We start from the raw sequence: 12,609 nt of genomic DNA on the forward strand, positions 1-12,609 counted from the left end.
GCCCAGGAAGATTACTCTATTTAGCCTGCGCCTCGATAATGACAATGGCTTGGGCGTTAGGAAAGTCATCGGTGATGGTCAAATGAATAGAGGCAACATGGCCGTCCGGGGTCATTTCCGCCAATCTTTTTGCGGCACCGCCGGTTAAATTCATGGTTGGTTTGCCGCCCGGCAAATTCACCACCCCCATATCGCGCCAATAGACCCCGCGTGAAATTCCCGTCCCTAAAGCCTTGGCGCAGGCTTCTTTTGCGGCGAATCGCTTGGCGTAGGATGCCGCCCGGTTGTGGCGGCGGTCAGACTTCCCCTGTTCAATCTCGGTATAGAGCCGCTGGGTGAATCGCTCGCCGTGCCGCGCCAAGGTTTTTTCAACGCGGCGAATATCGATGATGTCGTTACCGATTCCGATAATCATGACTTTTCCTCAATCTTGGCCTTTATGCTGGCTTGGCCCTAAAACTGGCTCATCGGCCCGCGCGTAGGCTCTACGGCGCGAAGATAGGTCTCGTCGGTGACCGGCACACCAATTTCGATTGCCTTGTCTCTTTGTGCCGGCACAGGCGTTCGCAGCATAGCCATCGCCCAATCCGTCGATCGCGCCAGCGCCGGGTGCGCCTCTGTCCGGGCGATCCACGCAGCCGCTTTCGGCCATTGCTTTGGATCAGGCTGCCAACGCGCGACGCGCATATTCCAGAATATGATCGCAATCGAAATATCGCCCAGGCCAATATCGCCGAACAGAAAGCCATCTTCGGGCGCAATGGTTTCGAGATAGTCCATGATTTCAACGACCGGCCCGGCCAATGTTTCGCGATAGGTTTTGAGATCGCGCTCTTCATTCCATAGGCCCGGCTTGAGAACGACTGAACCGAAGCAGCGCCACAGGAAAATATCGGCCATGCGCGTGTCAGAAAATTCTTCGAGCCATCGCGCTGTTGCCCGATCACCGGGGGATGATGGCAGCGTGCTCGGTGTCGGAAAGGTTTCTTCGATATAAGCGGCAATCACCGAGCTATCGATAATGGTATTCCCATCATGAAGAAGAACCGGAATACGGCGCAGCGGATTGATCTTCAGAAAGTCTTCATCCGTATAGAATGCAACCACCGGGTCAATTTTATAGCTGATTTTTTTTAGCTCCAAAAGCGCCAACACCTTGCGCACATAGGGCGATACGGGCGTGCCGATAATTGTAACTTCGTCAGCCATAGATGTTTCCTTTAATAATGACCGCCCGTGCGGACATCCTGCATCAGTTTTTTCATCTCACGCACGGCTTTATCGAGCCCCATGAATACCGCTTCCCCGATAAGGAAATGACCGATATTCAATTCAACCACTTCTGGAATTGCGGCGATGGGTTGAACGTTCAAAAATGTCAGCCCGTGACCGGCATGGACTTCGAGCCCTAATTCGTCAGCGATCTTCGCCGCTTCCCGGATTTTTTCCAATTCCTCGACAATGCGGGTGTTCGTCGTTGCGGCCGTGGCTTCGTAATAGGCACCGGTGTGAATTTCGATGACGGGCGCGCCAGCCGATTTTGCGGCTTCAATTTGTTCTCGTTCAGGGTCAACAAAAAGCGAGACGCGAATACCGGCATCGTTCAGCTCACGTACAAAAGGCGCAATGAAATTTTGCTGACCGGCAACATCAAGCCCGCCTTCCGTCGTCCGTTCATTGCGATTTTCGGGAACAAGGCAACAGGCATGCGGCTTCACTTGGGTACAAAGCTGGAGCATTTCTGCAGTTGCAGCCATTTCAAAATTAAGCGGCAGTCCGATTTCTTCCTTCAGGCGGCGCATGTCATCGTCGCGAATGTGCCGGCGGTCCTCGCGCAGATGCGCGGTAATGCCGTCGGCACCCGATGCTTCCACGAGTTGCGCTGCACGGACCGGGTCAGGGTGCGGCCCACCGCGCGCATTCCGAATGGTCGCCACATGGTCGATATTCACCCCGAGGCGGATCGGCTTGGTTGCTCCTGATTGGCTCACTGACTAACTCCGCGACTACCGGGTTTCATTGCTGGTGTCCCCTCTAGATGCGGGGGAAGGTTGTCCGGCTCCCACGCTTCAACCTTGAGTTCGACCAGCGGCAAAATCGGTGCGCCGACATCCACCGCGCCAGCGGATCGATCAACCAAGCATCCTAGTGCCAAGACTTCTGCACCCGCTTTGGTTACAGCGGCGATCGCTTCGCGGGCAGAAAGTCCGGTTGAAACAATGTCCTCAACCACAACAACCCGCGCGCCCCTTTCGACCGAAAAACCGCGTCTGAGCACAAATTCGCCATCGACCCGCTCAAGGAACATGAACGGCGTTTTCAGATGCCGCGCAGTTTCATAGCCATATATGATCGCGCCCATGGCCGGTGAAATCACATAGTCGATATTCTCGACTTCGCTGGCGATCTTCTCCGCAAGGGCACGGCAAAGGCGCTCCGCCCGGTCCGGATACATCGAAACGATTGACTTGTTCAGATAGGTATCGCTGTGAAGGCCCGATGAAAGAATGAAATGGCCCTTCATCAGCGCGCCAGCTTCTTCAAATTCCTTCAGTGCATCAAAGTTCTTCATGGTCGCCCGCTCCTATCCGGTCTGCATCAATAACGCTCGCGCAGGACCGTACGCCCGCGAGCATCTGCGTAAATTGCCGTGTATCTTTAACCTCAACGTCCATGATGAAATCGACAAACTCCTTTGACCGGTTCTGAATTCCAATATTCGCGATCGAAACCCCATATCGCGCGATGATCCCGGCGATTTCGCTCAACACACCAAGCCCGTTGCGCGTCGTTACACGGAAGCGCGCAAAGGCCGTCGCCTCATCGTCTCGCTTGCGCCATCTTAGATCAAGCCAAAGCTCTTGTGCCGGGTCTTCTTCGGCGAGGGTTTCACAATAAATTGTATGGACCTTGATCGTCGCGCGACCATTCTCGTCCGTGCCTTTGATCCCGACAATGCGCTCTCCCGGCAATGGCGTACAGCACCGCGCCATTTTCACCGATGCGCCGGGCGTTAGGCCCATAATCGCGTCACGGGGCCGAAACTCGCGCAAGGATGCCGCGCGGATCTCGCTCTCGCTCTCTTTCGAAGCACCGGGATAAACCGCCTCGATCACCTCGCCCACCGCGAGATCGCCCCGACCAATGCTAACGAGGACATCATCAACGGTCTTTTTACCGAGCCGCTTGAGGCCCTCGCGCACGCCTTTGAGGGAGAATTTCAGATGCGCTCCGGTAAATACCGTTTCCGCGATGGACCGGCCAAGTTCCAGATGTTCGAAATGCTGCATCTTCTTGATCCGGCGCCGAATAGCACTACGGGTCCGGCCCATGACCGCAATGCTTTCCCATTCCGCAGGCACCGGTGCCTTTTCAGAACGCAGTATCTCGACGACATCGCCCGTATTCAGCGGTGTACGGAGCGGTCTTGGCACGCCATTAATTTTCGCGCCGATACATTGATCGCCAACATCCGTATGAACGCCATAAGCAAAGTCGAGCGGTGTTGCGCCTTTTAACAACGCGATAACACGGCTCTTTGGCGTGAAGCAGAAAATCTGGTCCTGGAACAATTCCAGTTTTGCATATTGCAGCGCCTCATCCGGGTCCTCGCCGGATTGAAACATTTCAACGAGCCGCCGCGGCGTTTCGTAGGGGTCGAAATTCCCGCGCGGTACGATTTCGACGCCACCGCCCTTGCTGGGATCTTTATATTGCCAATGGGCCGCAACCCCGCGCTCGGCGGTGTCGTCCATTTCATGGGTGCGGATTTGAATCTCGATTCGCTGGCGCCGTCCCTCTGCGCTCGGCGGGCCGATCACCGCCGTATGGATCGAGCGATAATTATTCGGTTTCGGGGCGGATATATAATCGTCGAACTCTTCGGGGATAAGCCGCCAATTTGAATGGATCACCCCAAGCGCCCGATAACAATCGGGCTGGTCTTCGACCTTTACGCGAAACGCATAAATATCGGCGAGTTCGTCAAACGAAACATTCTTCTTCGCCATTTTCCGCCAGATCGAAAATGGCCTTTTTTCACGGCTGGAGACCTGCGCCTTGATCCCGGCTTCTGCCAGTTGTTGGCGCAGCACATTGGCAAGCTCAAGAACACCGCCGATGGAATTGGTCTGCAGGTCTTCTAGCCGGTGCGTAATCGTTTCATGGGCATCGGGGCTTAGCTCGCGAAAGGAAATATCTTCCAACTCTTCGCGGATCTTTTGAACGCCAATTCGCCCGGCAAGCGGCGCGTAGATATCCATCGTCTCGCGGGCAATGCGCTGACGTTTCTCCGCTTTCGGAATGTAATGAAGCGTCCGCATATTATGGAGGCGGTCAGCAAGCTTCACCAAAAGAACCCGCACGTCCTCAGCCATCGCCATGACCAGCTTGCGGAAGTTCTCGGCCTGTTTGCTTGTTTCTTGTTTAAGTTCGATTTGCGAGACCTTGGTCACGCCATCAACAAGCAGTGCGATTTCAACGCCAAATAGCTTGCGGATATCATCAATGGTCGCGTCCGTATCTTCGACCACGTCATGCAATAATGCCGTTGCGACCGTTGCAGGGTCTGCCCGCAATTCCGTCAGGATCGCCGCCACCGCCAATGGATGAGAGAAATAAGGATCGCCCGATGCGCGTGTTTGCCCGCCATGGGCCTTCATCGCATAGACATAAGCCCGGTTCAGCAGGTCTTCGTCCGCATCCGGATCATAGGCTTTGACACGGTCAACGAGCTCGACTTGGCGAATAAAACCAATCGGCTGCCGGGACACAGTTTTTTTCTGTGCCTTTTCTCCTGATGAAGGATTGTCCGTTTCGCCGACCGTATTTTTGTCCGCCATATTCCATCGGCCATCATAAAATTACGAAGGCCGTCGGCGGTATCTGCGTAAATTGGGGGCAGTTACAAAAACCAGCGGCCCGAAAGCTTAGCCCTTCGGCAGAGTCTGAGGCGAAGTGATGCCTGACGCCTGGATCGCCTTGAGATACTCGTCTTCGGTGAGTGTATCGAATTCCGGCGTATCGGCTTTTTCTTGCGCTGCTTCCGCCTCTTCGCTCTCGTCCAGCTCGACCTGCTTTTGCAGCGATGCAACCAGATCCTCTTCGATCTCGGCCGGCGCTAATTCGCTTTCCGCGATCTCACGAAGAGCAACAACCGGGTTCTTGTCATTGTCCCGCTCAACCAAAAGCGGTGTACCCGATGCCAAAACGCGGGCGCGATGCGCCGCCAGCAGGACCAGTTCAAAACGGTTCGTTACTTTATCAACGCAGTCTTCAACGGTAACGCGGGCCATTCACTTCTCCAGATCGCATAGATTTCGCGGGCCGTCGGCCATATGACCGAGGCAAGTCCCCTGCCTTATCCCCGCTTGGGCATTGAGGCAAGCATTGCACCGCAAAAATGGGTGAATAATTCGCCTATTTCAAGAAATCAACCTAATCTCGGAGGTTTCGAGCCCCGCCAACAGCGCTTTCACGGTTTTCCCGCTATTGGGTTCGATCCAATCCGGCGCAATTTCCGCGAGTGGCACCAGCACAAAAGCCCGCTCGGCAATGCGCGGATGCGGCAAAACCAATCCGCCATTTGCCCCATCAAAGCGCTCTTCATTATAGGCCAATAGATCGAGATCCAGCGTCCGCGGCCCGTTTTTGCGGGATCGCACCCGCCCAAACCCGGCCTCAACCGCATGTAGCGCGGCCAACAGGGCCTCTGGTGATAAATCTGTTTCTATTTGCGCGGCAGCATTTACAAAGGCGGGATCGCTTGGGTCTGGCCATGCCGGACTTTCATAGAGTGATGACACGGCAACAATGTGCGCAAAGCGTTCAATAGCCCTGAGAGCGCGTGTAACTATCTGTTGCGAATCAAGACCACTGACAGGCAGACTTGAACCAATTGCGATTAAAAGCATTTATTACTCAAATGGATGAAGAGATAATTTTCCATTTATAATAAATGGCATTTACAGAGGCGTTTATGAACTCATTTCTTGGCCTTCGTGAACAAGAAAAGACAGCGTTTTTTATTGACGGCGCAAATTTGTACAAGGCTGCGAGAAATCTTGGTTTTGATATAGATTACAAGAGCTTGCTGGCCAAAGCCCAAGACAGCTGTCAACTTGTTCGTGCATCCTATTATACTGCGATCCAGGAAGATCGCGATCAGGACTACTCCCCGTTGCGGCCCTTGGTCGATTGGCTCGACTATAATGGCTACACCATGGTCACCAAAACCACCCGCGAATTCACCGACTCTGCGGGCAAAAAGCGGTTTAAAGGCTCGACCGATGTCGAGCTTGTGGTGGATATGATGTTGCTCGCGGACCGGCTCGATCATCTCGTCCTGTTTTCCGGCAATGGCGATTTCAGACGTGCGATCGAAGCCATTCAGGCAAAAGGCGTACGGGTGACGGTCGTTTCAACGGTAAAATCGTCACCGCCAATGGCGTCAGATGAATTGCGCCGACAGGTCGATAGCTTTTTTGACCTTGCGGACCTTGAGAAATCTATCGGACGTAGCGTACCACAGCGCAAACCCCGCCCCGATCTGATCGCTGATGAGTTCGAGGACGATTTCGAAGACGACTACGAAGACGTAGATTAAAGCCTGATTGCTGTGGCCAAAACAAAACCTATGATTGCGGACCCGTCAGTGACGGATCCGCCCGTCGATTGTCGATTGTGCGATCGCCTTGCGGCTTTCCGTGATGACAATCGCGAAGCCTATCCCGATTACTTTAACGGTGCTGCGCCGTCCTTTGGTGACAAGAACGCGAAATTGCTGATTGTCGGCCTCGCACCGGGGCTGCATGGGGCGAACCGCACGGCGCGACCTTTTACGGGCGATTGGGCGGGTGATCTCCTTTATGCGACCATTGCAAATTTCGGTTTTTCTACCGGTGAGTATAAGGCCGATCCGAATGACGGGCTGAAACTAAAGGGTGCAATGATCACCAATGCGGTCCGTTGTGTTCCGCCCGCGAACAAACCGATTGGGGCGGAAATCAAGACCTGCCGCCAGTTCCTGGTCAACCAGATTGACGCCCTTCCCCGCCTCAAAGTCATTATGTGTCTGGGGCGGATTGCGCATGATTCCACACTCGCCGCGCTAGGCCTGAAGCCAAAAGAAGCGCCCTTTTCTCACGGCGCACAGCATGTTGTGAACCAAAACGGCCTACAATTGTTCGACAGCTACCATTGCTCGCGATACAATACGAATACTCGTCGCCTGACACCTGAGATGTTCGAGGATGTTTTCGCCGCAATTCGTGATACGATAGATCAACGCTGACGCCGAATAAGCAGTGCTGGAGACGCTTAGATGAGCAACAGGAACTGGGGCTTGCCCCCCAAAGGCAGCCAGCTTGCGTTTCGCGATGCAAAGACCGCGAAACCATTGATGACGTTATTCATCAGCGCAGTCTTTGGTGTGATCGGCGCGGCGGTTGCCGTAATCAGCTTTGCTGAAGCCCGCGATACCTTGGCGGACCTGTTCCACGGATTAAGTCTGATTGGCGCAATCATCTCTGCAGGCTTTGGCTGCTGGATGTATATCTGGATCGCGCGGCCACGTTTCGCGGCGCAATTCACGACCCGTGGCGACGCCTTTTCAAAGTTGCTGCGCTTTTACGCCCGCGCGATGGTCGCCCTTGGCGTCATGCTCGGCGTTGCGCTTTTGCTTGGCGGCGTTGAGCCGCGCATCATCAGTGTGCTGTTATTGTGTGCCTCTGGCGGCGCGGGTGCGGCGGCGGCCTTCCAGACTGTTCTGGCATTCGTGCCCTATTACGAAGAAGAACCAAACGGGGCGAAAAACCCTTAGCCGCGATCACGCAGCAGACGTTGTTTCTGCCGACCCCAATCCCGATCTTTCGCCGTTTCGCGTTTGTCGTGAAGCTTCTTACCTTGCGCCAAACCCAATTCGAGCTTTGCGCGGCCGCGTTCGTTAAAATAGAGCCGCAAAGGCGTCAGCGTATATCCTTTACGTTCCACCGCCTGCGCCAGTCGCGCGATTTCGCGTTTATGCAGCAATAATTTTCGGCGGCGCTTGGGTTCGTGATTTTCACGATTACCAGCGGAATATTCAGGAATATTGGCATTGATAAGCCAGATCGCGCCATCCTCCGGCGAGGCATAGCTTTCAGCGATATTGGCTTTGCCTTCGCGTAGCGCTTTCACCTCGGTCCCGGTCAACACCAGCCCGGCCTCGATAACATCTTCGATAAAATATTCATGCCGAGCGCGGCGGTTTTCCGCCACGATCTTACGGCCATCGGATGCTTTGGATGCCATTAGCCGATAAGGCCAAGCTCACTGAGCGCGGCCTTCACCTTCGCTTTGGATGCATCGCTCGGCGCAACCATCGGCAAGCGCAATTCATCTGTGCACAAACCCATGAGCGACATCGCATATTTCACCGGCCCCGGGCTTGCGTCCGTGAACAAGGCGTCATGCAATGGTGCCAGACGATCCTGCAATTCGCGCGCCGTGACGTAGTCGTCATTCAGGCAGGCTTCCTGCATTTTTGCGCAAAGTTCCGGCGCAACATTCGACGTCACCGAAATACAGCCGACACCGCCCATGGCATTAAAGCCAACGGCCGTCATGTCTTCGCCGGAAAGCTGGACGAATTTCTTTCCGCATTCGCGGCGCTGAACCGCAACCCGCGCAAGATCCCCAGTCGCGTCTTTCACACCAACGATCCGATCGAGTTTCGACAGCGCTGCCATCGTCTCACGCGAGAGACCAACCACCGTCCGCGCCGGGATATTATAAATAATGATCGGGATATTCGTTGCGTCATGCAGCGCCGTATAATGCGCGAGCAAACCAGCCTGACTTGGACGGTTGTAATAGCCGGTGACAGACAAGATCGCATCGACGCCGGTGTCCTGAAGGCGCTGAGCCATTGAAATCGAATAAGCGGTTTCGTTTGATCCCGCCCCGCCGATAACCGGAACGCGGCCATTCGCGACCTTAACGCAAAGGCGCACAACCTTTTCGTGTTCTTCATCGGTCAGCGTCGCTGATTCGCCAGTTGTCCCCACCGGCACCAGACCGTGGGTTCCCGCCGCAATCTGGCGCTCGACCAGGGCTTCAAATGCGGCTTCATCAACCGCGCCGTTTCTAAAAGGTGTTACAAGGGCCGTAATGGCCCCACTAAATGCTGTCATTGGCTCATTTTTCTCAAATTTAAGGTTTGCATAGTCTTCTAGCACCATTTCAGCAAGCCGGTACTGTTTTGAACAAACCAAAGATGGGGTAATGTCAGGAGTGCGAGCGAGTTTCAAGGGGATGATCGTTGCGTATGTCTGGCAATAAATGTGTACGACCCGGCCGAGTCTCATGCCGGAATACGATTTTTTCACGCAAAGCGAATGGAAACCGCGACGCCCGGCGCGGCGGCGTTACCCAAAATCGCTGGGCGCTCCTCCTTAAATCCGGTCTGTTATCCCTCGCCATCGGTATCGCGCCGGTTCTCGCAACCGGGGCGGCACAGGCCGCGAGTTTTTCCGATGCGCCGCGAATAAAACCGCCTGCACCCGGCCCGACCTATATTTCTCTTGCGGACAAGAAGCGGCTTATCGCCGTCAAGGAAGCGCTGAAGTCGCGCGACTTCGCAACCGGCAAGGCGCTTGCAGATCTTGTGGAAGACCCGATTGCGCGCGAACTGGGCCGGTGGATGTATTTCATGGCCCAAGATCCGAATGTGGATTTCAACGCGGCCGATCGATTTCTTGACGCGAACCCGGACTGGCCCGCACTGACCCGCATTCACGCCTATGTAGAGAAGCACATTCCCAATGATGCCTCGGCGCATGATGTTCTCGCATTTTTTGACACGCGCGAGCCGGTCACCGGCAAGGGGAAGATACAGCTTGTGCGCGCGCTTTTCGCAGTGGGCGATAAAACCGGCGGCGAACATTTCCTTCGCAATGCCTGGATCAACGACACCTTCACGGTGTCCGAAGAGCGCCAGATTCTTTCGACCTATAAAAGCCGCCTTTCAAAAGAAGACCACGCCGCGCGCGTTGATCGGCTGTTATGGGACCGGCAGGTCACAAATGCGCGCCGGATTTTCCGCGAATTAGACAGCAAAGAGCGCCGCAAAGCCGAAGCGCGCGCAGCCCTATTGATGGCAGCATCGAGCGCGCCAAAAATGTACAACGCCCTCCCTGAAGAGGCGCAACTGGATTCTGGCGTACTTCACGCAGCCGTTCGTCATTTCCGTCGACGCGGTGATGAACAATATGCCATCGCGCTCGCGGCCAAAGCGCCAACCGATCCGTCAGTCGTGCGTAATGGTGGCCGCTGGTGGGATGAACGTCAGCTCTTGATGCGCTGGGCACTGAAAAACGGACGTTTCTCCGACGCCTATTCTCTTGCGGCCGCTCATGGCCTCGAAGATGGCGGCGACTTTGCCGAGGCGGAGTTTTATGCGGGCTGGATCGCGTTACGTTTCCTTGATGCGCCGGACCGGGCTGAATCGCATTTTCTCGCCCTCGCCTCTGCGGTTGGGTCGCCGATTTCGGTCTCGCGCGCCTATTACTGGCTTGGCCGCGCGGCAAAGGCCCAAGGCAATGACATTCGCGCGCATAATTATTTTGTCGAAGCGGCGAAGCATTATTATTCCTATTACGGACAACTGGCCGCCGAAGAGGTTGGCGGCGCGCTGAGCAATGCGAAGTTCTCTCCGCCGACCGAGACAACCCATACGGACCGTGCGCTCTTTGCGTCGCGCCCGACCGTTGCGGCACTGCGGATTCTGACCGATCTCGATTTCGAATATGAATTCATGGTCTTTTCCTATCATGTCGACGACCAGCTAGAGCGGCCCGGCGAATATCTAGAATTTGCAAAGCTCACTGATGGCGAAGGCGCACCGCACCTCACCGTTCGTGCAGGCAAGGTGGGCATCCAGCGCGGTGCCTTTGCCCCTGAAGTTGCTTATCCGCTTGTCTTCGTGCCGGATGAAGCAAAGCGTTATGTCGCGCCGGAAATCATTCTGGGCCTGTCGCGTCAGGAAAGTGAATTTAACCCCCGCGCCTATTCTCGGGCCGGTGCGCGCGGCGTCATGCAGATTATTCCGAGCACGGCGCAAATCACTGCCCGCAAAGAAGGATTGACCTATTCCCGCTCGGCGCTGTTGGACGATCCGGTCTATAATATGACAATCGGCTCGGCGCATCTTTCGCATTTGATCGACCGTTTTGACGGCTCGCTGATCATGACCCTTGCGGGATATAACGCCGGGGCCGCCCGGGTGGACCGCTGGGTGCAGGAATATGGTGACCCGCGCAGCCCCGATGTGGACCCGCTTGATTGGGTGGAATTGATCCCGTTCTCAGAAACCCGGAACTATGTTCAACGGGTTCTCGAAAATGTTCAGGTCTATCGCGGACGGATTGGCGACCGCGCGATCCCCGGACGGCTTTACGCCGATCTTGAGCGCGGCGGCCCCGAGGGGCGTTCAGCATCCACCGAGGGCCCGTCCTATGTATTGGCTAATCTCGCGGCTGTGCGCGGCAAACAGACATTGCCGCCCCTGCCTGCACGGACGGCCGATCGCGCCAAGCGTTTTGCCGAAGAAGCCGAAGCGGCGCTAAACCCGCCGATTGAGGTTGAAGCGCCCGCAGCGCCGGCACCACAGAAACAACGTCGCGGCCGGAAGGCTTCGCCAATATCGTTCCCCGAGAACGAAACGATACCGGCCCTCGACAAAGAGCCTGCGCCGATCTCGGCACCTGCCAAGATCGAGCAGATACCCGCGAATGTACCGCCCTCAACCGCGCCAGCAATCATAACGGCGACGATAACCGAGGAGGAAAGCGCAGCAACGCTTACCCAACCTCAAGTGGCCCAACCTGAATTGGCCGAACCCCTTCCCAACGCTGCGCCCGCACCGGTCATCATCGAAGCGAGCACCACAACAGAACTCACCACATCCGACGACATGGACAACTGCCTGACCTATCGGGCATTCATCGCCAGTAATGCCGAGGACGACGCGGAGGCAACGGACCTTAATGCAGGTATGTTGGCGGAACTCAGGGGCGGCAATAAGACCTGTTAACCACGGCCCAAAACCATCCGGGGAAATTCATTCACAATTTCGCGGCGTTAGCGCCTTGCCAAAGCTTTCATTTCCGGGCAAAAGCGGCGGTGGAGAGGTGGCCGAGTGGTCGAAGGCGCTCCCCTGCTAAGGGAGTAAGGGCTTTATCTCCCTTCGAGGGTTCGAATCCCTTCCTCTCCGCCAGCGCCTCTTTTCTCAGATATCGTGCTCGTTTCAAACCGCGCCAAATCTGATCTCCGATAAAAGCTAACGGGTCCGCGAAAGACATTGAAATGTGCTTCGCAGGTAATTTCCGTGGCACCGTTCGATCTCAGCGCTGTCTCTTCCCTTGTGAGAGAAATTAAATTTTTTCATCCCGCACTCTTTCTGACGATGCGGCACAGTACGGAATTTTTGAAGGATTGCCCTTGGACCGGATGCGAAACACAAGCTTTTACGCGCTATGGTCGTTTTTATGTGTGCACTGCGCGTTCAGATAGCGAACCGAACCACCTTTTCGTTACGGCATACAACTTAGTAATTGCGCACTCAAAGAACAG

The 12,609-nt window shown here is 55.4% G+C and carries 13 protein-coding genes and 1 tRNA gene; 5 read left to right on the forward strand and 9 right to left on the reverse strand.

All coding sequences use genetic code 11. The annotated features are described in order from the left end of the window. Positions 1–16 precede the first annotated feature (16 nt). The 7 genes from acpS to folK all read right to left on the reverse strand — a co-directional run bounded on the left by acpS (position 17) and on the right by folK (position 5,912). A complete protein-coding gene (acpS, locus tag ABFZ83_RS06135) occupies positions 17–415 on the reverse strand; it encodes a holo-ACP synthase (RefSeq protein WP_411818556.1) in 399 nt (132 codons plus the stop codon). 38 nt (positions 416–453) lie between these two features. Next, on the reverse strand, positions 454–1,209 hold the full coding sequence (locus ABFZ83_RS06140) for a glutathione S-transferase family protein (RefSeq protein ID WP_411818557.1): 756 nt from the start codon (positions 1,207–1,209) through the stop codon (positions 454–456). 11 nt (positions 1,210–1,220) lie between these two features. After that, entirely contained in the window at positions 1,221–1,991 is a 771-nt protein-coding gene (locus ABFZ83_RS06145; RefSeq protein ID WP_411818558.1) for a pyridoxine 5'-phosphate synthase, read from the reverse strand. Next, complete coding sequence (pyrE, locus tag ABFZ83_RS06150) at positions 1,988–2,572, reverse strand: orotate phosphoribosyltransferase (protein ID WP_411818559.1); 585 nt, start codon at positions 2,570–2,572, stop codon at positions 1,988–1,990. Before pyrE ends, ABFZ83_RS06145 begins: the two co-directional genes overlap by 4 nt. Beyond that, a complete protein-coding gene (locus ABFZ83_RS06155) occupies positions 2,559–4,841 on the reverse strand; it encodes a RelA/SpoT family protein (protein WP_411818560.1) in 2,283 nt (760 codons plus the stop codon). The genes pyrE and ABFZ83_RS06155 overlap by 14 nt, the downstream gene beginning before the upstream one ends. Positions 4,842–4,928: 87 nt before the next feature. After that, positions 4,929–5,294, reverse strand: coding sequence for a DNA-directed RNA polymerase subunit omega (rpoZ, locus tag ABFZ83_RS06160; RefSeq protein WP_411818561.1), 366 nt, complete (start codon positions 5,292–5,294; stop codon positions 4,929–4,931). Positions 5,295–5,423: 129 nt separating this feature from the next. After that, positions 5,424–5,912, reverse strand: a complete 489-nt coding sequence (gene folK / locus ABFZ83_RS06165; RefSeq protein ID WP_411818562.1) for a 2-amino-4-hydroxy-6-hydroxymethyldihydropteridine diphosphokinase — start codon at positions 5,910–5,912, stop codon at positions 5,424–5,426. A gap of 65 nt (positions 5,913–5,977) precedes the next feature. Here folK and ABFZ83_RS06170 point away from each other — a divergent pair, with 65 nt between their 5' ends. The 3 genes from ABFZ83_RS06170 to ABFZ83_RS06180 are packed head-to-tail and all read left to right on the forward strand — an operon-like array spanning position 5,978 to position 7,819. Beyond that, the gene (locus ABFZ83_RS06170; RefSeq protein WP_411818563.1) at positions 5,978–6,604 is read left to right on the forward strand and encodes an NYN domain-containing protein; all 627 of its coding nucleotides are present in this window, start codon (positions 5,978–5,980) and stop codon (positions 6,602–6,604) included. A 30-nt stretch (positions 6,605–6,634) separates the two neighbouring features. Then, complete coding sequence (locus tag ABFZ83_RS06175; protein ID WP_411818808.1) at positions 6,635–7,291, forward strand: uracil-DNA glycosylase; 657 nt, start codon at positions 6,635–6,637, stop codon at positions 7,289–7,291. A 30-nt stretch (positions 7,292–7,321) separates the two neighbouring features. Beyond that, on the forward strand, positions 7,322–7,819 hold the full coding sequence (locus ABFZ83_RS06180; protein WP_411818564.1) for a hypothetical protein: 498 nt from the start codon (positions 7,322–7,324) through the stop codon (positions 7,817–7,819). Here ABFZ83_RS06180 and smpB read toward each other — a convergent pair. Together smpB and dapA are read right to left on the reverse strand one after the other, a co-directional pair. Then, on the reverse strand, positions 7,816–8,289 hold the full coding sequence (gene smpB / locus ABFZ83_RS06185) for an SsrA-binding protein SmpB (RefSeq protein ID WP_411818565.1): 474 nt from the start codon (positions 8,287–8,289) through the stop codon (positions 7,816–7,818). The genes ABFZ83_RS06180 and smpB overlap by 4 nt on opposite strands. Next, positions 8,289–9,170, reverse strand: coding sequence for a 4-hydroxy-tetrahydrodipicolinate synthase (dapA, locus tag ABFZ83_RS06190; protein ID WP_411818566.1), 882 nt, complete (start codon positions 9,168–9,170; stop codon positions 8,289–8,291). The genes smpB and dapA overlap by 1 nt, the downstream gene beginning before the upstream one ends. Before the next feature lie 134 nt (positions 9,171–9,304). On the opposite strand from dapA, the gene ABFZ83_RS06195 reads away from it, so the two are divergent. Together ABFZ83_RS06195 and ABFZ83_RS06200 are read left to right on the forward strand one after the other, a co-directional pair. Further along, complete coding sequence (locus ABFZ83_RS06195) at positions 9,305–12,070, forward strand: transglycosylase SLT domain-containing protein (protein WP_411818567.1); 2,766 nt, start codon at positions 9,305–9,307, stop codon at positions 12,068–12,070. Between the two features lie 91 nt (positions 12,071–12,161). Continuing rightward, a tRNA-Ser gene (locus tag ABFZ83_RS06200) sits at positions 12,162–12,253 on the forward strand. Positions 12,254–12,609 lie beyond the last annotated feature (356 nt).

Origin of the sequence: Hyphococcus formosus (genome assembly GCF_046736345.1) — a bacterium.
GTDB lineage: Bacteria > Pseudomonadota > Alphaproteobacteria > Caulobacterales > Parvularculaceae > Hyphococcus > Hyphococcus formosus.

Coding starts and splice junctions, on each gene's coding strand:
- ABFZ83_RS06180 (WP_411818564.1), top strand. CDS start 7,322: ATGAGCAACAGGAACTGGGGCTTGCCCCCCAAAGGCAGCCAGCTTGCG.
- acpS (WP_411818556.1), bottom strand. CDS start 415: ATGATTATCGGAATCGGTAACGACATCATCGATATTCGCCGCGTTGAA.
- ABFZ83_RS06140 (WP_411818557.1), bottom strand. CDS start 1,209: ATGGCTGACGAAGTTACAATTATCGGCACGCCCGTATCGCCCTATGTG.
- smpB (WP_411818565.1), bottom strand. CDS start 8,289: ATGGCATCCAAAGCATCCGATGGCCGTAAGATCGTGGCGGAAAACCGC.
- ABFZ83_RS06175 (WP_411818808.1), top strand. CDS start 6,635: ATGATTGCGGACCCGTCAGTGACGGATCCGCCCGTCGATTGTCGATTG.
- rpoZ (WP_411818561.1), bottom strand. CDS start 5,294: ATGGCCCGCGTTACCGTTGAAGACTGCGTTGATAAAGTAACGAACCGT.
- pyrE (WP_411818559.1), bottom strand. CDS start 2,572: ATGAAGAACTTTGATGCACTGAAGGAATTTGAAGAAGCTGGCGCGCTG.
- ABFZ83_RS06155 (WP_411818560.1), bottom strand. CDS start 4,841: ATGGCGGACAAAAATACGGTCGGCGAAACGGACAATCCTTCATCAGGA.
- dapA (WP_411818566.1), bottom strand. CDS start 9,170: ATGACAGCATTTAGTGGGGCCATTACGGCCCTTGTAACACCTTTTAGA.
- folK (WP_411818562.1), bottom strand. CDS start 5,912: ATGCTTTTAATCGCAATTGGTTCAAGTCTGCCTGTCAGTGGTCTTGAT.
- ABFZ83_RS06170 (WP_411818563.1), top strand. CDS start 5,978: ATGAACTCATTTCTTGGCCTTCGTGAACAAGAAAAGACAGCGTTTTTT.
- ABFZ83_RS06195 (WP_411818567.1), top strand. CDS start 9,305: ATGTCTGGCAATAAATGTGTACGACCCGGCCGAGTCTCATGCCGGAAT.